We start from the raw sequence: 22,942 nt of genomic DNA, 5'->3' as shown, positions 1-22,942 counted from the left end.
TTTTGCGCCGGCCGCTGTGGGAGCGGGCTTGCCCGCGAAGGGCCGCGCAGCGGACCCCAGCTGCAATGGCATTCACTGAACAGGTTCTCATTCGATCACTGCCAGCAGGCCATCATGTCATCGAGCTCGTTTCGCCATTCTCTGCGTCGCCTGTGGGGCCAAGACAAGTTCAGCTACAGCATCCGGGTAACCGTCGCCCTCACCGGCAGCATGGCCCTGTGCTGGTACCAGGATGAAATGAAACTGTTGATCCCGCTGTTCCTGGGGATCATCGCCAGCGCCCTGGCCGAGACCGACGACGGCTGGCAGGGCCGGCTCAGCGCGCTGCTGGTGACCCTGGTGTGTTTTGCCATCGCCGCACTGTCAGTCGAGCTGCTCTTCCCCTATCCGTGGATTTTCGCCATCTCACTGGCCTTGGCCGCGTTCTGCCTGACCATGCTCGGCGCCCTGGGCGAACGCTACGGGGCAATCGCCTCGGCAACATTGATTCTGTCGGTGTACACCATGATCGGCGTGGACCAGCGCGGTGGCGAAGTCACCGATTTCTGGCACGAGCCTTTGCTGCTGGTAGCCGGCGCCGCCTGGTATGGCCTGCTCTCGGTGCTGTGGCAGGCGCTGTTCTCCAACCAGCCGGTGCAGCAGAGCCTGGCCAAGCTGTTCAATGAGCTGGGCCGCTACCTCAAGCTCAAGGCCAACCTGTTCGAGCCGATCCGCAACCTCGACGTCGAGGCCCGGCGCCTGGAACTGGCCCAGCAAAATGGCAAGGTGGTGGCAGCGCTCAACGCAGCCAAGGAAATCATTCTGCACCGGGTCGGCAACAGCCAGCCGAACTCCAAGGTCAGTCGCTACCTCAAGCTGTACTTCCTGGCCCAGGATATTCATGAGCGGGTCAGCGCCTCGCACTATCCCTACAATGCGCTGGCCGAAGCGTTTTTCCACAGCGATGTGATGTTCCGTTGCCAACGCCTGCTACGCCAGCAAGGCTCGGCCTGCCAGCAGCTGGCCGAATCGATCCGCCTGCGCCAGCCCTTCGTCTATGGCACCGGCTTTGCCGAAGCACTGGAAGACCTGCACGCCTCGCTCGAACACCTGCGCATCCAGAGCAACCCCGCCTGGCGCGGGCTACTGCGCTCGTTGCGCGCGCTGGCCGGTAACCTGGCCACCCTCGACCGCCTGCTCGGTGCTGCGAGCAACCCGGACAGCCTCGCCGACGCCAGCGACAGCAGCCTGCTCGACCGCTCGCCACGCACCTTCAAGGATGTCTGGAGCCGGCTGCGCACGCAGCTCACGCCCACTTCATTGCTGTTCCGCCACGCCCTGCGCCTGCCGCTGGCGTTGTCGATCGGCTATGGCATGGTGCATTTGATCCACCCGACCCAAGGCTACTGGATCATCCTCACCACGCTGTTCGTCTGCCAGCCCAACTACGGCGCGACCCGGCGCAAGCTGGTGCAACGGATCTTCGGCACGGCCATCGGCTTGACGGTGGGCTGGGCGCTGTTCGATCTGTTCCCCAACCCGATCATCCAATCGATGTTCGCGGTGGTGGCGGGCGTAGTGTTCTTCGTCAACCGTACCACCCGCTACACTTTGGCCACCGCCGCAATTACCTTGATGGTGCTGTTCTGCTTCAACCAGATCGGCGATGGCTACGGGCTGTTCCTGCCGCGCCTGTTCGATACCCTGGTCGGCAGCCTGATCGCCATTCTGGCAGTGTTCCTGTTCCTGCCCGACTGGCAGGGCCGGCGCTTGAACAAGGTGCTGGCCAACACCCTCAGCTGCGCCAGCGCCTACCTGCGCCAGATCATGCAGCAATACGCCCATGGCAAGCGTGACGACCTGGCCTATCGCCTGGCCCGGCGCAACGCGCACAACGCCGATGCAGCGCTGTCGACCACCCTGGCCAACATGCTCATGGAGCCGGGGCATTTCCGTAAGGAGGCAGATGTCGGCTTCCGTTTCCTGGTGCTCTCGCACACCCTGCTCAGCTATCTGTCCGGGCTGGGTGCGCACCGTGATACGGCGTTGCCGGCCGAGGTGCATGAGCAGTTGATCGAGGGTGCCGGGCAGAGCTTGGCCAAGAGCTTGGAAGAGATCGCCAATGGCCTGGCAGCGCGGCTACCCGTGGCGATCCACAGTGATGAGGAAGAGGCCCTGGCCAATGCACTGGAGCAAATGCCAGAGGAGCTGGATGAGCATCAGCGCCTGGTGCAGACGCAATTGGCGTTGATCTGTCGCCAGCTCGGACCGCTGCGGACCATGGCCGCTCACTTGATCAAGGAAGGCTCTCCCGCCTGAGGATTGGCGGCTGCCCATTCAGGCCTGATCAATTGTCCCCTCGGGCGCGGCTTGCAACCCTTCAGGGTGATCAATTGTTCTCGTGGCAGCGGGCTTGCCTCGCGATAAGGCCTGCACCGCCCCCTCAGAACCCATGCTGGCGTAACAGCCGGGCATAACTGCCATCGGCCTTCATCGCCACGATTGCACGCTCGAACCGCTGCACGATCTGCTGATGCTGGGGATGCTTGAGGCTCACCAGGATATGCAGGCTGTTCTCCCCCAGCGGCGGTTCGACGAAGCTCACCGCGTCGCGCACCTGCTGTGGCTCGCGCTGCAAGTTGTAGCGGGCCACATACTCGTCCTCAACTGCCAACTTCACCCGCCCTGCGGCCAGCATGCGGACGGCAGATGAGAAATTACGCACAGGCACTTTGCTCAAGCGGGTATCGCTGTCGAAATCCGGTGAGTAGGCATAATCGCGCACCACCGCAATCGAATAGGGATACAGGTCGGCCTGGCGCTTGTAGCTAAAGTTATCTCCCTGGCGCTTGAGCAGGCGAATCCGATTGGTCAGGTAGGCTTTGGAAAATTGCCCGATCAGCGCGCGCGAGTCGTTGTACCAAGCATTCACCAGCACATCGTAGCGACCATCAGCCACGCCCTTGAGCGCCCTGGCCCAAGGCACCTCCTCGAACTCGCTGGCATATCCCGCACGCATCAGGGCGGTGGTGACGATGCTGGTGGCCAGGCCACCGCCGGGCATGCCGGTATCGGTGAAAGGCGGCCAGCTGTCGGACACCAGGCGTAGCTTGTCCTGTGCCGATGCTGCGGGCAGCAGCATTACCGTCAGCAATCCAACAACACAAAGCAGTGGCCGCATGCTCAAGTCCTTTCGCAATTAGGGGCTCACGCGCGATCTCATCACTACAGGCTTGGCAGAGTACACAAAGGCGAAAGCCGGTCGCAGCCGACAATAATGTCAAATAGCCTCTATTTTGGCCGAAATCCATCAAGGATGATTTGAAGCAATTGCCAGACTCGTCGCGAGCCCTGGCTATCAACGTACGAGTTTCTCGAAAACGCTGCAGGCGATTTGTGCATCCTGCACGGCTACGCCGGTCAGGTCAGCCAAGGTCAAATGCTCATGTGCTTCTCGCCCTGGGGCATGTCCGGCGAGTACAACGCCGATTTCGGTCAGCTGGTCGTGGGTAATCAGCCCAGCCTTCAAGGCGTGAGACACCTCGCCGTACTGACTGCATTGGGCAGCAGAGTCGACGATGATTCGCTGCGCGCTGGCGACCACTGCCGGATCCAGCTCCTGCTTGCCGGGGCAGTCGGCCCCGACCGCGGTGATGTGGGTGCCCGCCTGGAGCCACTCTGGGTTGAGCAGCGCTGTACGCGAGGGGGTCGCGCAGACGATCAGATTAGCCGCCTCAGCGACTGCCTGCGGCTCACTCACAGCCCGTACCGCGAAGCCCAGGGTCTCGGCAAACGCATGATAGCGCTGCAGCCCTGGCTCACTACGCCCCCAGACCACGACCTGACGACAGTCAGTAACGCTCATCAGTTGTTCAAGCTGAAGCCGCGCCTGCATGCCAGTGCCCAGGATACCAATCGCTTCGACCTGGTTCGGCGCCAGCAGCTTGGCCACGATTCGACCGGCCAGCGCGGTGCGCATGCAGGTCAACCAACCTTGGTCGGCAAGCAGTGCCAACGGCTGGCCGCTATGAGCACTGAGCACCAGCATCAGCCCATCGTTACTGTCCAGGCCTTTGCCAGGATTATCGTAAAAACCGGTGGACAGTTTCACCGTGAACGTATCGCTGCCCTCGATAAAGGCCGACTTGATGCAACAATCACCATTGGCCTGGGTAAAACTGAAGGTCTGAACCGGCGGCACCTGAACCTTGCCCGCAGAGTAGGCAATGAAGCCTTCTTGTAGACGCTGCAGGGCCAGCTCGACGTCTAGCGCCGCCATGATCGCCGACTTGTCGAAAACCTTCATGCAATGGCCTCGAGGAATTTCTCCAAAACGATATTGCGTCCGCACAGCACCACCGCGACCTTCTTGCCACGATACTCCTCGGCAAGTTTTTTCATTCCAGCCAGTGCGACGCCAGCAGCACCCTCGATGATCCAGCGCTCACAACTGGCGGCATCCCGCATGGCTGCCTTGATTTCAGCCTCGCTGACCAGCACGGTTTGGCTCAACAGTTGCTGGCACAGGCCAAAGGTGATGCTGTCTGGCTCAACACCGCCTGCGGTACCGTCGGATAGGGTCTCCTGCTCTTGCATGTCGATGATCCGTCCCGCCTGCAGCGAGGCCTGCAACGTCGGCGCGTTGGCCGGCCAGCAGCCAATAATCCGGGTACGCGGCGCAAGACCTTGCAGCGCGGCGCCGATGCCCGAGATCAAACCGCCGCCCCCCACCGCTACGAACACGGCGTCCAACTCAGGCAGTTGCTCGAACAGCTCCATGCCGACGGTGCCTTGCCCGGCAATGATGTCGAAGTCGTTGTAGGGAGAGACGAACGGCTTGCCCTGCAAGCGCGCCTGACGCCCTGCCTCCAGTTCGACGCCAAGCGGGTCGAGGTCCAGGCAGCAAACTTCGGCGCCCAACGTGCGCATGGCCTCAAGTTTGTAGACCGAGGCGTCACGGGTGGTGAAGACCGTCACTGGTACTGCCAATGCGCGGCCCGCCAGGGCCAAGCCTTGGCCATGGTTGCCTGAGGACGCAGTGATCACGCCAAGCCGCCGCTGCTCGGCATCCAGCAAGCGCAGCTTGTTACTGGCGCCGCGGTACTTGAACGATCCAGTGTGCTGCAAATGCTCGCATTTAAGATACACCTCACACCCAGTCATGGCTGAAAGCCTGGCGCTATGGCTTAGCGGTGTAACCGCCACCTGAGGGCGCAGCACCTGGTGCGCTTGGCGGATCGCCTGCTGCAAGTCGGCAAGGGAAGGAACGTTGGTCATCAGCGAAGCCTCTGGCACGTAGGAAGCCGCGCACACGGCCCCTTTATATAGAAATTAAATCCACAGTAGAATTAATTTCTACAAAATACAAGCATGCACAGACAGACTGATTGAGTCCGTCAACTCTCGCGGATGAGCTTGACGTACTTGTATACCGTTGCACGGCCCATACCGAGAACGTTGGCCACGTAGTCATAAGCGCTTTTGCCGCGGAACGCTCCTTCCCCGTGCAGCGCTTCGACCAACTCACGTTTCTGCTCACGATCAAGCGAGTTCAGACTTTGATTTCGCTGCGCCAGCCAGGTATGCAGGAACGTGTTGATGCGCTCCTGCCAATCGTCCCTGAACAACGCTTCAGGCTGCGGCAGTAGGCGGCTTGATTGGAAAAAAAGCTCCAACGCGTGTTTGGCTTGCTCTAGCACGCCGATGTTGAAGTTGATGCACAGCAGTGCTTCCGGCCTGCCCGCCTCATCTACCATTACGCTACTGATCGAGCGGATCTTCTGACCGTTCCAGTTGAGTTTCTCGTAGGGGCCCAGGCGGTTCGCGCCATCGAGGTCTGCGGGCAGGTCCTCCAGGCACGAATCATCGCCCAGCTGACGCTTGGAGATATTGTTGGCAATGTGCACGATGGTCTGGCTGCCCAGGTCATGCACAACCACCTCGGCGTGAGGGAACAACAAAGTCGCGACGCCGTCGGCCATCGCGGCGTAGTTGATGAAGCGGGGGCCGAGGGCCTGGCGTTTTGCCGACATCTGGGAAATTCCTGAGCGTGAAGAGCAACATGCTAAACGAGCGAGAAAACGATGCGAAGCGACGCCACCCCAAACGGCCAATAGCGCTCAGGGATACCGCAACACCTCACGGATCTTGCGCAGGTGCTGAATGATCCACTGCTTGTCGATCGCACCCCAATCATGGATACGGTAGTGCCCAGCATGGTTGCGCGCACCCGCTTCTTGCTCGAACTCGCAGACGATGTCCAGGTCGGCCAGGGCCGCGATGGTGTCCTGAGCGGTGCGCCGGGGCATGCCAGTGGCCTCCATCAAGGCGGGAACGCTGGTCGCGGTCTGGCTGTCGATCAGCCAGGCCACGTAGAGGCGACGGTAGAAACTGCTCTTGGTCTTGCTTACATCCATGCTGGGTGGTCCTTACGTGGTGCCCGGCAGCTCCCGGTAGGTCAGGTAGACGCGCAGGTCGAATTCCAGTTGATGGTAGTCCGGCTCCATGTGCTGGCACAGCTGGTAGAAGGCCTTGTTGTGGTCGTGCTCCTTGAGGTGGGCCAACTCGTGCACGACGATCATGCGCAGGAACTGCGGCGCGGCTTCCTTGAACAATGCCGCAATGCGGATCTCTTTTTTCGCCTTGAGCTTGCCGCCCTGCACTCGCGATACCGCGGTATTGAGCCCCAAGGCACGGTGGGTCAGGTCCAGGCGGTTGTCGAACAGCACTTTATCCAGGTTCGGCGCGCTGCGCAGATAGGCCTGCCTGAGCGCTTGGGCATAGAGATACAAGGCTTTGTCGTTCTGCACCTGGTGGCGCCCTGGATAGCGCTGGCGCAGGTAATCGCCCAGGCGGTCACTGGCAATCATCTGGCGCACCTGCTCCTGCAGGTGCGGTGGGTAGGCTTGCAAGTAGCGTAATTCGGTCATGGCACGGCGGTCGCTGAAAGCAGAGGCGATTCTAGCCAATCATGACCGTGGCCAGGGGAAAATCGCCGGGAAGCCGCTGGCATCGGCGCAGGTCATCGGCCGCGCCACCAAGAAGCCCTGCACATAGGCACAGCCATTGGCCTTGAGCCAGGCGGCCTGGGCGGCGGTCTCCACGCCTTCGGCGATCACCGTGATGGCGTAGTCGGCGCACAAGCCGATGACACTGCGCACCAGCGCGGCATCACCCGCCGAGTCCGGCAATCGACTGACCAGATGACGGTCGAGTTTGAGGGTATCGATCGGCAAGTCGCGGACCATGCGCAACGAACACTCACCCGCGCCAAAGTCGTCCAGCGCCACCCGTACGCCCAGCTCGTGCAAGCGCTTGACCTGCTTGATCGCCGCATCGATGTTGTAGATCAGTGAGGTTTCCGCCACCTCGACCTCCAGCTGCGCAGGTTGTAGGCCGTGCTCCTCGATCACCCGGCGCAGCTCGTCGACCAGGTTGGGCATGGCGAACTGAATCCGGCTCAGGCTGATGCTCAGCACCAGCTCAGGCGCGAAGTGCTCATTCCAGGCTTGGCGCTGAGCGGCGCCCTGATCATAGATCCAGCTGGCCAGCCGGCTGATCAGACGGGTTTCCTCGAGCAAGGGAATGAACAGCGCAGGCGGAACGTCGCCGACGCTTGGGTGCTGCCAGCGCAGCAACGCCTCGAAGCCGCGCAATGTCCCGTCAGCGAACGCCACCTGAGGCTGGAACACCAGGCTGAAGTCCTTCTGTTCGATGGCCGATCGCACCCCGTCTTCGAGCATCAAGCGGGACCGGGCCCGCCCATTGAGCTCCTGATCGTAGAAGCGATACTGCTGGCGACCGGCTTGCTTGGCGGCGTACATCGCGGTGTCGGCCGCGCGGATCAAGCCTTCGACCGTGCCGCCGCAATCGGGGTAGGTGGCGATGCCGATGCTGACGCCAAGGCAGACATCCACACCCTCGACCTGATGAGAAATCGACAGGCGCTCGATCACCTGCTCGGCAAACCGCCCGGCCCGCTCCGGGTAGGGCAAGCCATCGAACAACGCGGTGAATTCATCACCGCCCATGCGCGCCAGCAAGGCCTCGCTGCCCAGGCAGTCCTTGAGTTGTTCGCCGACCCGGCGCAGCACCTCATCGCCGGCCTCATGACCTAGCGAGTCGTTGATCCGCTTGAAACCATCCAGGTCCATGTACATCAATGCCTGGGCTTTGTCCGAGCGCTCACTGCGCAGCAGCGCACCCTCGGCGGCCTGATAGAAGCCGCGGCGATTGAGCAGGCCGGTGAGCGGATCGGTGACCGCCTGGTATTCCAATTGCTGGTGCAGGCTGCGTACTACCGACATATCCAGCACCGTCACCACCATGGCGCGCTGCTCCGCCGGCAAGGGTGCACAGGACAGCGCTACCGGCACCAACTGGCCGCCGAGGGTACGCAGCTGGGCATCATGCACGCGGAAGATCTGCCGGGCCAAGTACGCCTGATAAAACTCTGACTCGCGCCAGAGGCAGGCCGTTACCAATCGCACCAGGTCGAGCACATGCGCGCCTTGCAACTTATCCACAGGCGTTTCGAGCAAGCGCGAGATGGCCGGGTTGGCAAAGCCGATGGTGCCAGCCTCATCCACTACCAGAATGCCTTCGGCCGCGTTTTCCAGAATCGATGCATTGAACGCCCTGGCCGTTTCCAGCTCGCGGGTCAGGCGTTGCAGCATGCGCCGGTTGCGCTGCTGCTCCAGCAACGCCTGCACCTTGGGCTTGAGGATCTGCGGATCGAAGGGTTTGAACAGGTAATCCACCGCACCTGCTGCATAGCCCTTGAGCACCGCGGCTTGCGACTGCTCGTTGGCGGTCAGGAAGATAATCGGCGTCAACCGGGTTCGCTGGCTGCCGCGCATCAGCCGGGCCACCTCGAAACCGTCCATTTCGGGCATTTGCACATCCAGCAGGACCAGGTCCACGTCATGCTGCAGCAATGCGCTCAAGGCTTCCATCCCTGAGCTTGCGGTGAGCACCTGCCAGTCTTGCCGGGCCAACAGCGCCCGCATGCTGATCAGGTTCTCCGGGTAATCGTCGACAACCAGCAGAACGGATCGGCCATCCGGGGCATTGGGTTGAGCTTCATCCATGCTGCTTCTCTTGTAAGCGCGACTGCCACTACCAATTGGATCCGATTAACTACTCTAGACGGGGGTTGGCCGGGTGCAATGCAATCAGAACGCTATCAGTCGGATATCTTCGCCCAAACCGACTAACGGTCGTGCCCGGTCTTGTTCCACGATGGCGCTAAACAGCAGCCATAAAAAAACCCGCATCTCTGCGGGTTTTTCCTGCACGGGTGCGGATCAGTTGACCTTGGCAGCCAGCTCGCCTTTCAGGTAACGCTGGTACATGCCTTCCAGGGAGATCGGTTTGATCTTGGAGGCATTACCGGCAGTGCCGAAGGCTTCGTAACGGGCGATGCAGACGTCGCGCATGGCTTTGACGGTTTCGCCGAAGAACTTACGTGGGTCGAATTCGCTCGGGTTGGTCGCCATCAGGCGACGCATGGCACCGGTCGAGGCCAGACGCAGGTCGGTATCGATGTTGACCTTGCGCACGCCGTACTTGATGCCTTCGACGATTTCTTCAACCGGTACGCCGTAGGTTTCTTTGATGTCGCCGCCATACTGGTTGATGATCGCCAGCCACTCTTGCGGTACCGAGGAAGAACCGTGCATCACCAGGTGAGTGTTAGGGATGCGCTTGTGGATTTCCTTGATGCGGTCGATCGCCAGTACGTCACCGGTAGGTGGCTTGGTGAACTTGTAGGCGCCGTGGCTGGTGCCGATGGCGATGGCCAGGGCATCGACCTGGGTCTTCTTGACGAAGTCGGCGGCTTCTTCTGGGTCGGTCAGCATCTGGCTGTGATCCAGAACGCCTTCGGCGCCGATACCGTCTTCTTCACCGGCCATGCCGGTTTCCAGCGAACCCAGGCAGCCCAGCTCGCCTTCCACCGAAACGCCGCAGGCGTGCGCCATGGCGACGGTCTGCTGAGTGACGCGCACGTTGTACTCGTAGTCGGTCGGGGTCTTGCCGTCTTCGCCGAGCGAGCCGTCCATCATTACCGAGCTGAAGCCCAGCTGGATCGAGCGCTGGCAGACGTCCGGGCTGGTGCCGTGGTCTTGGTGCATGCACACCGGGATGTGCGGGAACTCTTCGATCGCGGCCAGGATCAGGTGGCGCAGGAACGGCGCACCTGCGTATTTGCGAGCACCGGCCGAGGCCTGCACGATGACCGGAGAGTCGGTCTTGTCGGCGGCTTCCATGATGGCGCGCATCTGCTCGAGGTTGTTGACGTTGAAAGCTGGAACGCCGTAGCCGAACTCGGCGGCGTGGTCCAGCATCTGGCGCATGCTAATGAGTGCCATTGTGTATCTCTCTCCCGACAAGCGTCGTTGTTTCGTGCAAGCCTGCCGCAGGGGCGGTTGCTGTTCAAGTAGTGTGGGCCACCATGGCGGCCCGGCCAGTCACGGTGCCTTGCAGCCCCGCCCAATCAGATCGTTGGTTGCTACCCAGTACACCAGGCCTTCATCGCCTTTGGTGTGCAGGGCCAGCACGCCGTCGCTGTACAGTGCGCCGGAAGCGCCCGGCTCGGACTTGAGCCGGTAGACCTGGTCGCCGCCGCCGAGGCGTACGTCGACCGAATCCTGGGTTGCGTCGGCAAAGCGCCAGAGCACCTCGGTCTGGGTATCGCAGACCCAGCGGGTCCAGTTGTCTGCCGGGGCGGGTTGCGCCGGCTGCAGCAGTGAGCATCCTGCCAGTGTCGCCAGGGCCGCAAAGGCCATGAGCGCTTTCATTCAGTTTCCTCGAATTGGGGCTGCTGTGCAGCCCTTCGCGGGCAAGCCCGCTCCTACAGGTCAGCGCTGTGCCCGCAAAGGGCCGCACCGCGGCCCCTTTGTCCAAGACCACGAAAGGTCCAGTTGGTTGCTCGTCACCCGATCAAGGGCAACCCGGCGCCTTGCGCTGGTGCTCGTCGTCGTACTTTTCCAGGCCATCCGGGCCCAAGCGCTTGTTGATCACCGGCACCGTTTCCGCCTGCCACTGGGACTGATAGCAGCCGCCCTGGGGCGACTGCGACGGTTCGGCGTCCGCAGCCGGACCGCTGGAGCAAGCGCTCAGCAGCCCCGCCACGATCATCACAGGCAATTGCTTGACCATTCGGTCGCTCCCTTTGCCGCGCGCCTTCATGCTCAGGCCTTGGCCCGCTCTTCCAGGATCGCTACGGCGGGCAAAACCTTGCCCTCGACGAATTCGAGGAACGCACCGCCACCGGTAGAAATGTAGGAGATATCGCCGCCAACGCCATATTTATCGATGGCTGCCAGGGTATCGCCACCGCCCGCGATGGAGAATGCCGTGCTATCGGCAATGGCCTTGGCCAGCACTTTGGTGCCGTTGCCGAACTGGTCGAACTCGAACACGCCGACCGGACCGTTCCACAGGATGGTCTTGGAGGTCTTGAGCAACTCAGCGAACTGTTCGGCGGTTTGCGGGCCGATGTCCAGGATCATGTCGTCGTCAGCGACTTCAGTGATGAGCTTGACGGTGGCCTGGGCGCTCTCGGCGAACTCCTTGGCAACCACCACGTCCACCGGCAGCGGCACATTGACCTTGGCCGCAATGGCCTTGGCGGTGTCGACCAGGTCAGGCTCGTACAGCGACTTGCCAACCTTGTGGTCAGCTGCGGCGAGGAAGGTGTTGGCGATACCGCCACCGACGATCAGCAGGTCGCAGACGTTGCTCAAGCTGTTGAGCACGTCGAGCTTGGTCGACACCTTGGAGCCGGCGACGATGGCTGCCATCGGCTTGGCCGGGGCTTTCAGGGCCTTGCCCAGGGCGTCCAGCTCGGCTGCCAGCAGCGGACCGGCAGCAGCGACTTTGGCGAACTTGGCCACGCCATGGGTCGAACCCTCGGCGCGGTGGGCGGTACCGAAGGCGTCCATGACGAACACGTCGCACAGGGCGGCGTACTTCTGCGCCAGCTCGTCGGCGTTCTTCTTCTCGCCTTTGTTGAAGCGCACGTTCTCGAACAGCACCAGCTCGCCGGCCTGGACCTGGACGCCGTCCAGGTAGTCGGCAACCAGCGGCACTTCGCGGCCGAGGGCCTTGCTCAGGTAGTCGGCGACGGGCTTGAGGCTGTTCTCGGCGGAGAACTCGCCCTCGGTCGGACGACCCAGGTGCGAGCAGACCATTACCGCGGCGCCTTTTTCCAGGGCCAGCTTGATGGTCGGCAGCGCAGCCAGGATACGCGCATCGCTGGCTACCACACCGTCCTTCACAGGCACGTTGAGGTCTTCGCGGATCAGTACGCGTTTACCTTGCAGGTCGAGGTCGGTCATCTTCAACACGGTCATGAATGCAGTCCTTCAGGGCTGTTTGGTGCGGGTTTGGTGGACGACGTGCAGATAGTGGTCAGCAACGTCGAGCATACGGTTGGCGAACCCCCATTCGTTGTCGAACCAGGCCAACAGGTTCACCAGGCGAGGGCCGGAAACGCGGGTCTGGCTGGCATCGACGATGGCCGAATGCGGGTCATGGTTGAAATCACAGCTGGCGTGCGGCAGCTCGGTGTAGGCCAGAAGCCCCTGCAACGGGCCGCTCACGGCGGCGTCGCGCAGCACCTGGTTGACCTCGGCCGCCGTGGTATCGCGAGCGGTCTGCAAGGTGATGTCCAGGCACGACACGTTGACGGTCGGCACGCGTACCGCTTTGGCCTGAATTCGCCCGGCAAGTTCCGGCAGCAGACGCTCGATGCCACGGGCCAGGCCAGTAGACACCGGAATTACCGACTGGAATGCCGAGCGGGTGCGGCGCAGGTCTTCGTGGTGATAGGCGTCGATCACCGGCTGGTCGTTCATCGCCGAGTGAATCGTGGTGATCTGCACGTACTCGATGCCAAAGGCCTGGTCCAACACGCGCAGCAGCGGCACGCCGCAGTTGGTGGTGCAGGAGGCGTTGGACACCAGCCGCTCGGCGCCGGTCAGGCAATCCTGGTTGATCCCATAGACCACCGTGGCATCGACATCCGCCTCGCTGGCCATCGGTTGGGAGAACAGCACCCGAGGCGCGCCGGCATCGAGGAAGCGCTGGCCATCGGCGCGGGTGTTGTAGGCGCCGGTGCATTCGAGCACCAGGTCGACGTCCAGGGCGGCCCAGTCGATCCCTTCAGGGGTGGCACTGCGCAAAACCTGCACGCAGTCGCCATTGATATGCAGACAATCGCCGTCGACCTTCACCTCACCGGGGAAACGCCCGTGGGTGGAGTCGAAGCGTGTCAGGTATTCCAGGCTGGCCTGATCGGCCAGATCGTTCAGTGCAACGATCTCGAAGCCCGCCTTCGCCCCTCGCTCGACCAGTGCGCGCAGGACACAGCGGCCGATGCGGCCGTAACCGTTGAGTGCAACTTTGTAGGGACGCGGATGGGGCATGCCGGGCTCACGTATCGAAAGCGGTGTATGACCATCGCGGGGCAAGCCCGCTCCCACGCCAGCCAGTATTCGCGAGCTGGCGTGGGAGCGGGCTTGCCCCGCGATTGAAGGGGGCGGCAAAGCCCCCAGACTTTACATCAGTCTTCCAGCAGCTCTTCAGCAGTACCCAGGATGTTTTCCAGGGTGAAGCCAAACTCCTCGAACAGCGCCGAGGCCGGAGCCGATTCGCCGTAGGTGGTCATGCCGATGACGCGGCCTTCCAGGCCTACGTACTTGTACCAGAAGTCGGCGTGGGCAGCTTCGATGGCGATGCGGGCACCGACTTGCAGCGGCAGTACCGATTGCTTGTAGGCAGCGTCCTGGGCGTCGAACACGCTGGTGCTTGGCATCGAAACGACGCGCACCTTGCGGCCCTGCTCGGTCAGCTTGGCGAACGCCTGCACCGCCAGGCCCACTTCGGAACCGGTGGCGATCAGGATCAGCTCAGGCTCGCCTGCGCAGTCCTTGAGCACATAGCCACCACGGGCGATGTCGGCGATCTGCTGGGCATCGCGGTCCTGATGTTGCAGGTTCTGGCGGGAGAAGATCAGCGCCGATGGGCCGTCCTTGCGCTCCAGTGCGGCTTTCCAGGAGACGGCCGACTCGACCGCATCGGCTGGGCGCCAGGTGTCCAGGTTCGGCGTGCTGCGCAAGCTGGTCAGCTGCTCGATCGGCTGGTGAGTCGGGCCGTCTTCGCCCAGGCCGATGGAGTCGTGGGTGTAGACGTGGATCACCCGCTGTTTCATCAGCGCCGACATGCGCACTGCGTTACGGGCGTATTCCATGAACATCAGGAAGGTCGCGCCGTAAGGTACCAGGCCGCCGTGCAGGGCAACGCCGTTCATGATCGCGGTCATGCCGAATTCACGCACGCCGTAGAACACGTAGTTGCCGCTGGCGTCATTGGCCTCGACACCCTTGCAACCTTTCCACAGGGTCAGGTTGGAGCCGGCCAGGTCAGCCGAGCCGCCGAGGAACTCAGGCAGCAGGGGGCCGAAGGCGTTCAGGGCATTCTGGCTGGCCTTGCGGCTGGCAATGGTTTCACCCTTGGCTGCGACTTCGGCGATGTAGGCAGCGGCCTTTTCCGAGAAGTCAGCTGGCAGATCACCGCTCAGGCGACGCTTGAGCTCGCTGGCCAGTTCCGGGAAGGCGGCGGCATAAGCGTCGAAGCGCTGGTTCCACTCGGCTTCGACCTTGGCACCGGCGGCTTTGGCATCCCACTCGGCAGCGATGTCGGCAGGGATTTCGAACGGGCCGTGGTTCCAGTTCAGCTCTTTGCGGGCCAGGGCGATTTCGTCGTTGCCCAGCGGCGCGCCGTGACAGTCTTCCTTGCCCTGCTTGTTCGGCGAGCCGAAACCAATGATGGTCTTGCAGCAGATCAGGGTCGGACGGTCGCTCTTGCGAGCGGTGTCGATGGCCATCTTGATTTCGTCGGCATCGTGACCGTTGACGTTGCGGATGACCTGCCAGTTGTAGGCTTCGAAACGCGCTGGGGTGTTGTCGGTGAACCAGCCGTGCACTTCGCCGTCGATGGAGATGCCGTTGTCGTCGTAGAAGGCGACCAGCTTGTTCAGGCCCAGGGTACCGGCCAGCGAAGCGACTTCGTGGGAAATGCCTTCCATCATGCAGCCGTCACCCAGGAACACATAGGTGTTGTGGTCGACGATGTTGTGGCCTTCACGGTTGAACTGGGCAGCCAGCACTTTCTCGGCGAGGGCGAAGCCTACGGCGTTGGCCAGGCCTTGGCCCAGCGGGCCGGTGGTGGTTTCGACACCTGGGGTGTAGCCGAACTCCGGGTGGCCTGGGGTGCGGCTGTGCAGCTGGCGGAACGACTTGAGGTCGTCGATGGTGACGTCATAGCCGGTCAGGTGCAGCAGCGAATAGATCAGCATCGAGCCGTGGCCGTTGGACAGCACGAAGCGGTCACGGTCAGCGAAGCTCGGGTTGCTCGGGTTGTGCTTCAGGTAGTCGCGCCAAAGCACTTCGGCGATATCCGCCATGCCCATAGGGGCACCTGGGTGGCCGCTGTTGGCCTTTTGCACGGCATCCATGCTGAGGGCACGAATGGCGTTGGCACGATCACGACGGCTGGGCATCGCTAAGTCTCCTGGGGCTTTGAATAAGTAGTGGAACGCAAAAAGGCGGCCATTTTCCCCCACAGGCGGCCTGGGGGCAATGACGGATGGTCGCAGTTGGGTATTTTTCCTGTGTTTAGGGGGCAATTCATGAAAAACGCTGGTGCAAACCGATACCGGGCAGACTCTGCGGAGTATTTTCAGCAAGCCTGTACTGCGTGGGAGCCTGTACTGCGTGGCAGCGGGCTTGCCCCACTCTCTTTGCTCACAGCGGCCGCTCGCGCGGCCAGCAAACCGTACGTCTTGCAATATCAAAACTTTTTGATATTGCTATTGCGAGGGCAACGATGCCTGTCTAGACTGCCGCGCTATGAACCTACGCGCCCAACCCATTCCCGTTCAGCGAAGCGACGCATTGGCTGCCTTGTGCAAAGCCAGTGGCGATGAGCTACGCCTGAATGTGTTGCGCGCCTTGGCCAGTGACTCGTTCGGCGTGCTGGAGTTGGCGCAGATCTTCGACATCGGCCAATCGGGCATGAGCCACCACTTGAAGGTATTGGCCCAGGCCGACCTGGTCGCCACCCGCCGCGAAGGCAATGCCATCTTCTACCGCCGCGCCCTGCCTGACAGCCTGCGTCCGGGCGGGCGCCTGCACAGCGCCCTGCTCGAAGAAGTCGACGACCTGGCCCTGCCGGAGGATGTGCAGGCGCGCATCGCTCAAGTACAGCAGCGCCGCGCGGCCACCAGCCAGGACTTTTTCCTGCGTGTAGAAGAGAAGTTTCGCGCCCAGCAAGACCTGATCGCCGGTCTGCCGCAGTACCGCGAAAGCCTGTTGGCGCTGCTCGACAAGCTGAGTTTCGGGCCTGCCGCCAGCGCCTTGGAAGTGGGCCCCGGTGACGGCGGCTTCCTGCCTGACCTGGCCCGCCGCTTCGCCCAGGTCACCGCCATGGACAACAGCTCGACCATGCTCGAGCTGGCCCGCCAGGTCTGCGAACGTGAAGGCCTGGGTAATGTAAATCTGCAGTTGGCCGATGCACTGGGTGCAACGGATGTGGAAGCCGACTGCGTCGTGCTGAACATGGTCTTGCACCATTTCAGCGACCCGGCCCTGGCCTTGCGCCAGTTGGCCAAACGGGTGAAGGCAGGCGGCAGCCTGTTGGTCACCGAGCTGTGCAGCCATGACCAGGGTTGGGCGCGCGATGCCTGCGGCGACCTGTGGCTTGGCTTCGAGCAGGACGACCTGGCCCAGTGGGCCCATGCTGCCGGGCTGCTACCCGGGGACAGCCTCTATGTGGGCTTGCGTAACGGTTTCCAGATTCAGGTCCGACATTTCCAGCGGACGGCTGGCGACACTCACCATTCGGTAAATTTTAGGAACCCGTCGAGATGAGCGAATACTCCCTTTTCACCTCCGAGTCCGTGTCCGAAGGGCATCCGGACAAGATCGCCGACCAGATTTCGGACGCGGTCCTGGACGCCATCATCACCCAGGACAAATTCGCCCGTGTCGCGTGCGAAACCCTGGTCAAGACCGGTGTCGCCATCATCGCCGGCGAAGTCACCACGTCGGCCTGGGTCGACCTGGAAGAAATCGTCCGTAAAGTCATCATCGACATCGGCTACGACAGCTCCGACGTCGGCTTCGACGGCGCCACCTGCGCAGTGATGAACATCATCGGCAAGCAGTCGGTGGACATCGCCCAAGGCGTTGACCGCAGCAAGCCAGAGGATCAGGGCGCTGGCGACCAGGGCCTGATGTTCGGCTATGCCAGCAACGAAACCGACGTGCTGATGCCAGCGCCGATCTGCTTCTCGCACCGCCTGGTCGAGCGCCAGGCCGAAGCGCGCAAGTCCGGCCTGCTGCCGTGGCTGCGTCCGGATGCCAAGTCGCAGGTCACCTGCCGTTATGAAGGCGGCAAGGTAGTCGGTATCGATGCCGTCGTCCTGTCGACCCAGCACAACCCTGAAGTGTCGCAAAAAGACCTCCAGGAAGCGGTGATGGAGCTGATCGTCAAGCACACCCTGCCTGCCGAGCTGCTGCACAAGGACACCCAGTTCCACATCAACCCGACTGGCCAGTTCATCATTGGCGGCCCAGTGGGTGACTGCGGCCTGACCGGTCGCAAGATCATCGTCGACTCCTACGGCGGTATGGCCCGTCACGGTGGCGGCGCGTTCTCCGGCAAAGACCCATCCAAGGTCGACCGCTCGGCTGCCTACGCTGGCCGCTACGTAGCCAAGAACATCGTCGCCGCTGGCCTGGCCGAGCGCTGCGAGATCCAGGTGTCCTACGCCATCGGCGTGGCGCAGCCTACCTCGATCTCGCTGAACACCTTCGGCACCGGCAAGATCTCCGACGACAAGATCGTCCAGCTGGTGCGTGAGTGCTTCGACCTGCGTCCGTACGCCATCACCACCATGCTCGACCTGCTGCACCCGATGTACCAGGAGACCGCAGCGTATGGCCACTTCGGCCGTACTCCGCAGCAGAAGACTGTCGGCGACGACACCTTCACCACCTTCACCTGGGAGCGTACCGATCGCGCCCAAGCGCTGCGTGACGCTGCCGGCCTGTAAGCGTCCTACAGCTACAGACGAAAGCCCCTGCCGCGTAATCGGCAGGGGCTTTTTTGTGACATATCGGCTGACAACTGCGCCCTGCAAACCCGCCGTCGGCGGCCTAGGCTGAGCATTCCACACCGCCATGCAAGGATGCTGGCCATGTCGCTCAAGCTGCTCGTTGGTTTTCTAGTTAGCGTCTACTTATCCACAGCCGTCGCTGCCGACTGCCCTACCTGGTCCGCTGAACGAGGGCGACAAGAAAGTGAGCAACTGCAAGCCACACTGGCCAAATGGGATGAGCACTACCATCGCCACGGCATTTCGCTGGTAACGGATGAACTGTACGACCAGAGCCGGCAGCGCTTTCACTGGCTACAAAGTTGCTTTTCGCTCAACACCATCGATAACCCGCTGGCAAGCGCTCGCGGCCAGATTCCCCACCCTGTCGCGCACACCGGCGTCGAAAAGCTGGCCAACGAGCAGGCGGTCGCTGGCTGGATGCGTGGCAAGCAGGGCATCTGGATTCAGCCCAAGGTCGATGGGGTCGCAGTATCGCTGGTCTTCCGCCAGGGCCGCCTGAGGCAATTGCTTAGCCGGGGCGATGGCATCCATGGCCACGACTGGAGCCGGCATATCCCAGCGCTAGGCGGCCTGACTCGGCAACTGCCACAGCCGCTCGATATGGTTTTGCAAGGCGAGCTGTACTGGGCGCTGGATAAGCATGTACAAGCGAGTGCTGGCGGGCTCAATGCCCGAGGGACTGTCGCCGGGTTGCTGGCACGCAAGCAGATCAATGCCGAGCAAGGGCAGAATATCGGGCTGTTCGTCTGGGACTGGCCGCAAGGCCCCGCCAGCCAGGCCGAACGCTTGGCCAAGCTGGCAGAACTGGGTTTTGCCGACAGCCAGCGCTACAGCGTGGCCATCGACACTTACGAGCAGGCCGCTGATTGGCGCCAGCGCTGGTATCGCACGCCGCTGCCCTTCGCCACCGACGGGGTGATCTTGCGTCTGGACCGTCGCCCACCGGCTGCGCGCTGGCGGGCCAAACCGCCGTACTGGATCGCAGCGTGGAAGTACCCGTTCAGGCAAGCGCTGGCTGAGGTCCGAAACGTTCGCTTCAGGGTCGGCAGGACAGGTCGAATCACCCCCATGCTGCACCTTGAGCCGCTGATCCTGGATGATCGCCGAATCAGCCTGGTCAGCCTGGGATCACTCTCGCGCTGGCAAGCATTGGACATACGCCCCGGCGACCAGGTGGCCGTGAGCCTGGCGGGGCTGACCATCCCCCGCCTGGACAGCGTGGTGCATCGCAGTTTGCATCGTGAACCTGTGGCTGCGCCGGTCCCCACTCGGCATCACCCTCTCAGTTGCTGGCAAGACAGCGACAGCTGCAGGGAGCAATTTATCGCCCGCTTGAACTGGCTCAGCAGCAAGCAGGGCTTGGCCATGGCAAAGCTGGGCTCATTGACCTGGGCGCAGCTGGTCGACAGCGCTGCGGTCGGCAACCTTGACGACTGGCTGAATCTGACGCGCACCGACTTGCTGCGCATCCCTGGGATTGGCGAGAAACGCGCCGGGCAATTGCTGCAGGCCTTCGAGCAAGCCCGTCAACAACCCTTCCAACGCTGGTTGCGCGCTATCGGTATACCGGCGCCAAAGGATCTCGACCTAGGTTCCGACTGGTCGACCCTGGCCGCCAGAAATACCGAGCAATGGTTGGCGCAACCCGGCATCGGCCGCCGCCGGGCCGAGCAACTGCGCGCTTTCTTCCAGCATGACGACGTGCAGATACTGGCCGCGCAATTGCGCCTGCACGCAATCAAGGGTTTCTAATTTTGCCGGTTCAGGGCAGCATTTCATTTTCCGTTGCCCTGCCTTCGAATGGAGTCCCTGATGAAACTGCTCTCGTCCCTCGCCCTGTCCGCCGTGTTCTGCCTGTCCGCCCATTCTGCGCTGGCTGCCGAGCAGCAGCCCGGGTTGACCGGTTGCGCAGCCAAGCGTCAGGCCATCAGCGAACAGATCGAACAGGCCCGCGCCCACGGCAACAGTGCCCAGCAGGCCGGTCTGGAGAAGGCCCTGAGCGAAGTCACCGAGCACTGCACCGACGCCAGCCTGCGCAAAGAGCGCGAGCAGAAGGTGCTCGATGCCCGCCATGAAGTGAACCAGCGCACCAAGGACCTGGACAAGGCGATGAAGAAAGGCGATGCCGAGAAGATCAACAAGCGCAAGGACAAGCTCGCCGAATCGAAGAAAGAACTGCAGAGCGCGCTGGACGAGCTGGAGCGTTGATTTCAATCAATCGATGCCACTAAAGCTGTAGGAGCCGTCTGAAAAGGGGCCATATTTGCCGTTACTGGGTTCACGGAGCAAAGCGTTGAGCGCACTATGCCCTTACACTTTTTGTTGCCATTACCCTGTATAGGAGGCCCCATGAAACAGCTGTCTACCCTGGCCTTGCTGAGTACCTTAGCTTTCTTGCCGGCGGGCTCGCTGCAAGCGGCGCAGATCCTCAGCCCCGGCCTGACTGGCTGCGCGGCCAAACGTGATGCCATCGAACAGCAGTTGCAGCAAGCCCAATCCCGGCAGAACTCCGGCGAAGTGCGCGGACTGCAAAAAGCGCTGAAAGAGAATACCGAGCACTGTACCGATGAAGGCTTGCGCGCGGAGCGCCAAGCAAAAATCGACAAGGCCGAGGCTGAAGTTGCAGAGCGCCGGGCGGACCTCAAACAGGCGCAAGCCAAGGGCGACCCAGGCAAGATTGCCAAGCGCCAGAGCAAGCTGGCGGTATCTGAAGCCGAGCTGAAACAGGCGCAGGCCGAGCTGGATAAATAGCCCCTACCGTAATGCTGTTCACTTAAGGCCCTTGTCGCCTGCTTTGGGGCCGCTTTGCGGCCCTTCGCGGGCAAGCCCGCTCCCACAGGTACGGCGCCGACCGTCCGAGCGGCGCTATACCTGTGGGAGCGGGCTTGTCGGAGCGCCGAACCGCCGCGAAGGGGCGCAAAGCGGCCCCAGAATCTTAAGTGAACAGCATTACGGCGCTGTCAGTGGTTGCGAAACTCGCTATGACAGGCCTTGCAGGCGGCTTCGACCTTGTCCATCGGTGCCTTCAATTGCGCCATTTCCAGCGGTTGAGTACGCGTCACACCTACCAATTGCGCGGTGACACTTTCCAACTGCCGCGCCAGATCCTCAAAACGCGCCTGCCGCTGCCAAACCTCGGCCCGGGCACTGCTGTCGCCCTCATCCTGCACTTGTGGGAAGTGCTGCCATGGCGCATGGGCCAGGCTATCGAGCTTCAGCGCGCCGTCGGCGAACTTGCCGCCATCGAAGGGTAAACGCCCACGCAGCATGCCGCCCATGTCTTCGCTGGTCTTGAGCATCTGCTTGAAGATCGCCTTGCGCTGCCCCAGCGGTGAGTTAGGATCGACACGGTCGCAGCCCACCAGGGACACGCTGACCAGCAGCAGCACGGTGAAACATTTGAACATCACGGTCACATTGGCATCGGAATAGGGCCGACAGTATCCTCGCCTGCTCGACAAACACCAATACCCTTACGAAAAACAGGGGCAGCCACGCGCTCGCCCGTTCAAGGATTCAGCCATGAAATCTGCTCTGCGCCATCTCGCCTGGGCACTCCCTGCCCTGGCCCTGCTGGCCGGCTGCAACGGCGGCGAAAGCGCCAAACCCGAACCCCATGCCGTGGCCACCTACGCCCCCGCCACCTGGAAAGACCTGCCCAGTGTCAGCGATGCCGACTTGCTGGCAGGCTTCGTGGCCTGGCGCAATGGCTGCGAGAAGCTCAAGCGTGACCCGGTCTGGGCGCCGACCTGCGAAGCAGCGCAGCGGATTCCGGACGATGCCGCCCAAGCTCGTGCCTTCCTCCAGCAGAACCTGCAGGTGTATGGCCTGCGCTCGGCCGAGAACAACGCCAATGGCTTGATCACTGGTTATTACGAGCCGGTCTACCCCGGCAGTCTGGAACGCACTGAAGCTGCTCAGGTGCCGGTTTATGGCATTCCCGACGACATGATCGTGGTCGACCTGACCAGCATCTATCCCGAACTCAAAGGCAAACGCCTGCGTGGCCGCCTTGAAGGCCGCGTGCTCAAGCCGTACGACACTGCCGAGGTGATCTATCGCGACGGTGTCAAAGCGCCGGTGCTGGCCTGGCTGACCGACCCGATGGACCTGCAATTTTTGCAGATCCAGGGTTCGGGCCGCGTCGAGCTGGAAAATGGCCGGCAGTTGCGCCTGGGCTACGCCGACCAGAACGGCCACCCCTACCGGCCGATTGGTCGCTGGCTGATCGAGCAAGGCCAGTTGAAGAAGGAAGACGTGAGCATGGGCGCCATTCATGCCTGGGCCCAGGCCAATCCACAACGGGTGCCGGAGCTGCTGGCCAGCAACCCCAGCTATGTTTTCTTCAGCACTCGCCCGGACAGCAACGAAGGCCCGCGCGGTTCGCTCAACGTGCCGCTGACTGCGGGGTACAGCGTGGCCATCGACCGTAAGGTGATTCCGCTGGGCAGCTTGCTGTGGTTGTCCACCACGCGCCCGGACGGCACGCCAGTGGTGCGGCCAGTGGGCGCACAGGACACCGGCGGTGCAATTACCGGCGAGGTGCGTGCGGACCTGTTCTGGGGCACCGGGCCTGAGGCCGGTGAACTAGCGGGTAACATGAAGCAGCAGGGACAGATCTGGATGCTTTGGCCTAAAGGCAAACCATTGCCTGAAGTGCCGAAAGTCCTCTGATTTTGCGGTGACCTTTTCGCGGGCAAGCCCGCTCCCACAGGGACTGCGCTGGCTTCAAGGTCAACGGGGTGCCTATAGGAGCGGGTTTACCCGCGAAAAGCG

21 protein-coding genes are annotated in these 22,942 nt (G+C 62.3%); 7 read left to right on the top strand and 14 right to left on the bottom strand.

Going from position 1 to position 22,942, the window contains the following annotated elements:
* Positions 1-114: 114 nt before the first annotated feature.
* Positions 115-2,298 carry a YccS family putative transporter gene (yccS, locus tag OIU19_RS21585; protein ID WP_264236713.1) on the top strand — a complete coding sequence of 728 codons (2,184 nt, stop codon included), beginning with the start codon at positions 115-117 and terminating at the stop codon, positions 2,296-2,298.
* Between the two features lie 124 nt (positions 2,299-2,422).
* On the opposite strand, the gene OIU19_RS21580 is transcribed toward yccS, so the two are convergent.
* The 13 genes from OIU19_RS21580 to tkt all read right to left on the bottom strand — a co-directional run bounded on the left by OIU19_RS21580 (position 2,423) and on the right by tkt (position 15,544).
* Positions 2,423-3,160 (bottom strand): ABC transporter substrate-binding protein, encoded by a 738-nt coding sequence (locus OIU19_RS21580; RefSeq protein WP_264236711.1) that lies wholly within the window; start codon positions 3,158-3,160, stop codon positions 2,423-2,425.
* A gap of 177 nt (positions 3,161-3,337) precedes the next feature.
* On the bottom strand, positions 3,338-4,285 hold the full coding sequence (locus OIU19_RS21575; protein ID WP_264236710.1) for an ornithine cyclodeaminase family protein: 948 nt from the start codon (positions 4,283-4,285) through the stop codon (positions 3,338-3,340).
* Entirely contained in the window at positions 4,282-5,256 is a 975-nt protein-coding gene (locus OIU19_RS21570) for a threonine/serine dehydratase (RefSeq protein WP_264236709.1), read from the bottom strand. Before OIU19_RS21570 ends, OIU19_RS21575 begins: the two co-directional genes overlap by 4 nt.
* Before the next feature lie 119 nt (positions 5,257-5,375).
* Positions 5,376-6,011, bottom strand: a complete 636-nt coding sequence (locus tag OIU19_RS21565) for a transcriptional regulator (protein WP_264236708.1) — start codon at positions 6,009-6,011, stop codon at positions 5,376-5,378.
* An 87-nt stretch (positions 6,012-6,098) separates the two neighbouring features.
* Positions 6,099-6,395: a winged helix-turn-helix domain-containing protein gene (locus tag OIU19_RS21560; RefSeq protein ID WP_264236707.1), complete on the bottom strand. Its 297-nt coding sequence runs from the start codon at positions 6,393-6,395 to the stop codon at positions 6,099-6,101.
* A gap of 12 nt (positions 6,396-6,407) precedes the next feature.
* The gene (locus OIU19_RS21555; protein WP_264236706.1) at positions 6,408-6,908 is read right to left on the bottom strand and encodes a M48 family metallopeptidase; all 501 of its coding nucleotides are present in this window, start codon (positions 6,906-6,908) and stop codon (positions 6,408-6,410) included.
* A gap of 39 nt (positions 6,909-6,947) precedes the next feature.
* Complete coding sequence (locus OIU19_RS21550) at positions 6,948-9,068, bottom strand: bifunctional diguanylate cyclase/phosphodiesterase (RefSeq protein ID WP_264236705.1); 2,121 nt, start codon at positions 9,066-9,068, stop codon at positions 6,948-6,950.
* A gap of 216 nt (positions 9,069-9,284) precedes the next feature.
* Positions 9,285-10,349, bottom strand: coding sequence for a class II fructose-bisphosphate aldolase (gene fba, locus OIU19_RS21545; protein WP_012274520.1), 1,065 nt, complete (start codon positions 10,347-10,349; stop codon positions 9,285-9,287).
* Positions 10,350-10,448: 99 nt separating this feature from the next.
* Positions 10,449-10,778 carry an MliC family protein gene (locus OIU19_RS21540; protein ID WP_186557542.1) on the bottom strand — a complete coding sequence of 110 codons (330 nt, stop codon included), beginning with the start codon at positions 10,776-10,778 and terminating at the stop codon, positions 10,449-10,451.
* A gap of 142 nt (positions 10,779-10,920) precedes the next feature.
* Positions 10,921-11,139: a hypothetical protein gene (locus OIU19_RS21535; protein WP_186557544.1), complete on the bottom strand. Its 219-nt coding sequence runs from the start codon at positions 11,137-11,139 to the stop codon at positions 10,921-10,923.
* A 32-nt stretch (positions 11,140-11,171) separates the two neighbouring features.
* Positions 11,172-12,335 carry a phosphoglycerate kinase gene (locus tag OIU19_RS21530; protein ID WP_264236704.1) on the bottom strand — a complete coding sequence of 388 codons (1,164 nt, stop codon included), beginning with the start codon at positions 12,333-12,335 and terminating at the stop codon, positions 11,172-11,174.
* A gap of 12 nt (positions 12,336-12,347) precedes the next feature.
* Positions 12,348-13,409 carry an erythrose-4-phosphate dehydrogenase gene (epd, locus tag OIU19_RS21525; protein ID WP_264236703.1) on the bottom strand — a complete coding sequence of 354 codons (1,062 nt, stop codon included), beginning with the start codon at positions 13,407-13,409 and terminating at the stop codon, positions 12,348-12,350.
* 137 nt (positions 13,410-13,546) lie between these two features.
* On the bottom strand, positions 13,547-15,544 hold the full coding sequence (gene tkt / locus OIU19_RS21520) for a transketolase (protein ID WP_264236702.1): 1,998 nt from the start codon (positions 15,542-15,544) through the stop codon (positions 13,547-13,549).
* 349 nt (positions 15,545-15,893) lie between these two features.
* Here tkt and OIU19_RS21515 point away from each other — a divergent pair, with 349 nt between their 5' ends.
* From OIU19_RS21515 to OIU19_RS21495, 5 genes are all read left to right on the top strand, one after another.
* Entirely contained in the window at positions 15,894-16,913 is a 1,020-nt protein-coding gene (locus OIU19_RS21515) for a metalloregulator ArsR/SmtB family transcription factor (protein ID WP_186557553.1), read from the top strand.
* On the top strand, positions 16,910-18,100 hold the full coding sequence (metK, locus tag OIU19_RS21510; protein WP_186557554.1) for a methionine adenosyltransferase: 1,191 nt from the start codon (positions 16,910-16,912) through the stop codon (positions 18,098-18,100). The genes OIU19_RS21515 and metK overlap by 4 nt, the downstream gene beginning before the upstream one ends.
* A 144-nt stretch (positions 18,101-18,244) precedes the next feature.
* Positions 18,245-19,918 (top strand): NAD-dependent DNA ligase LigB, encoded by a 1,674-nt coding sequence (gene ligB / locus OIU19_RS21505; protein WP_264236701.1) that lies wholly within the window; start codon positions 18,245-18,247, stop codon positions 19,916-19,918.
* A 60-nt stretch (positions 19,919-19,978) separates the two neighbouring features.
* A complete protein-coding gene (locus OIU19_RS21500; protein WP_186557556.1) occupies positions 19,979-20,374 on the top strand; it encodes a DUF1090 domain-containing protein in 396 nt (131 codons plus the stop codon).
* Positions 20,375-20,515: 141 nt separating this feature from the next.
* Positions 20,516-20,917: a DUF1090 domain-containing protein gene (locus OIU19_RS21495; protein WP_264236700.1), complete on the top strand. Its 402-nt coding sequence runs from the start codon at positions 20,516-20,518 to the stop codon at positions 20,915-20,917.
* A 209-nt stretch (positions 20,918-21,126) separates the two neighbouring features.
* Here the strand turns inward: OIU19_RS21495 and OIU19_RS21490 are convergent, their stop codons facing one another.
* Positions 21,127-21,573: a cytochrome c gene (locus OIU19_RS21490; protein ID WP_264236699.1), complete on the bottom strand. Its 447-nt coding sequence runs from the start codon at positions 21,571-21,573 to the stop codon at positions 21,127-21,129.
* A 115-nt stretch (positions 21,574-21,688) separates the two neighbouring features.
* On the opposite strand from OIU19_RS21490, the gene OIU19_RS21485 reads away from it, so the two are divergent.
* Positions 21,689-22,840 (top strand): murein transglycosylase A, encoded by a 1,152-nt coding sequence (locus OIU19_RS21485; protein ID WP_264236698.1) that lies wholly within the window; start codon positions 21,689-21,691, stop codon positions 22,838-22,840.
* The last annotated feature ends 102 nt before the right edge of the window (positions 22,841-22,942 follow it).

Origin of the sequence: Pseudomonas sp. BT-42-2 (genome assembly GCF_025847435.2) — a bacterium.
Taxonomy (GTDB): Bacteria; Pseudomonadota; Gammaproteobacteria; order Pseudomonadales; family Pseudomonadaceae; genus Aquipseudomonas; species Aquipseudomonas urmiensis.
The sequence above is the reverse complement of the archived record's forward strand: the minus strand, read 5'-3'. Positions and strand labels throughout refer to the sequence as shown.

Bases quoted from the DNA above. Each gene is read 5' to 3' on its own strand.
- yccS (WP_264236713.1), top strand. From the start codon at position 115: ATGTCATCGAGCTCGTTTCGCCATTCTCTGCGTCGCCTGTGGGGCCAA.
- OIU19_RS21555 (WP_264236706.1), bottom strand. From the start codon at position 6,908: ATGACCGAATTACGCTACTTGCAAGCCTACCCACCGCACCTGCAGGAG.
- OIU19_RS21530 (WP_264236704.1), bottom strand. From the start codon at position 12,335: ATGACCGTGTTGAAGATGACCGACCTCGACCTGCAAGGTAAACGCGTA.
- OIU19_RS21570 (WP_264236709.1), bottom strand. From the start codon at position 5,256: ATGACCAACGTTCCTTCCCTTGCCGACTTGCAGCAGGCGATCCGCCAA.
- metK (WP_186557554.1), top strand. From the start codon at position 16,910: ATGAGCGAATACTCCCTTTTCACCTCCGAGTCCGTGTCCGAAGGGCAT.
- OIU19_RS21580 (WP_264236711.1), bottom strand. From the start codon at position 3,160: ATGCGGCCACTGCTTTGTGTTGTTGGATTGCTGACGGTAATGCTGCTG.
- OIU19_RS21515 (WP_186557553.1), top strand. From the start codon at position 15,894: ATGAACCTACGCGCCCAACCCATTCCCGTTCAGCGAAGCGACGCATTG.
- ligB (WP_264236701.1), top strand. From the start codon at position 18,245: ATGTCGCTCAAGCTGCTCGTTGGTTTTCTAGTTAGCGTCTACTTATCC.
- tkt (WP_264236702.1), bottom strand. From the start codon at position 15,544: ATGCCCAGCCGTCGTGATCGTGCCAACGCCATTCGTGCCCTCAGCATG.
- OIU19_RS21490 (WP_264236699.1), bottom strand. From the start codon at position 21,573: ATGTTCAAATGTTTCACCGTGCTGCTGCTGGTCAGCGTGTCCCTGGTG.
- OIU19_RS21540 (WP_186557542.1), bottom strand. From the start codon at position 10,778: ATGAAAGCGCTCATGGCCTTTGCGGCCCTGGCGACACTGGCAGGATGC.
- fba (WP_012274520.1), bottom strand. From the start codon at position 10,349: ATGGCACTCATTAGCATGCGCCAGATGCTGGACCACGCCGCCGAGTTC.
- OIU19_RS21550 (WP_264236705.1), bottom strand. From the start codon at position 9,068: ATGGATGAAGCTCAACCCAATGCCCCGGATGGCCGATCCGTTCTGCTG.
- OIU19_RS21485 (WP_264236698.1), top strand. From the start codon at position 21,689: ATGAAATCTGCTCTGCGCCATCTCGCCTGGGCACTCCCTGCCCTGGCC.
- OIU19_RS21565 (WP_264236708.1), bottom strand. From the start codon at position 6,011: ATGTCGGCAAAACGCCAGGCCCTCGGCCCCCGCTTCATCAACTACGCC.
- epd (WP_264236703.1), bottom strand. From the start codon at position 13,409: ATGCCCCATCCGCGTCCCTACAAAGTTGCACTCAACGGTTACGGCCGC.
- OIU19_RS21535 (WP_186557544.1), bottom strand. From the start codon at position 11,139: ATGGTCAAGCAATTGCCTGTGATGATCGTGGCGGGGCTGCTGAGCGCT.
- OIU19_RS21560 (WP_264236707.1), bottom strand. From the start codon at position 6,395: ATGGATGTAAGCAAGACCAAGAGCAGTTTCTACCGTCGCCTCTACGTG.
- OIU19_RS21575 (WP_264236710.1), bottom strand. From the start codon at position 4,285: ATGAAGGTTTTCGACAAGTCGGCGATCATGGCGGCGCTAGACGTCGAG.
- OIU19_RS21500 (WP_186557556.1), top strand. From the start codon at position 19,979: ATGAAACTGCTCTCGTCCCTCGCCCTGTCCGCCGTGTTCTGCCTGTCC.
- OIU19_RS21495 (WP_264236700.1), top strand. From the start codon at position 20,516: ATGAAACAGCTGTCTACCCTGGCCTTGCTGAGTACCTTAGCTTTCTTG.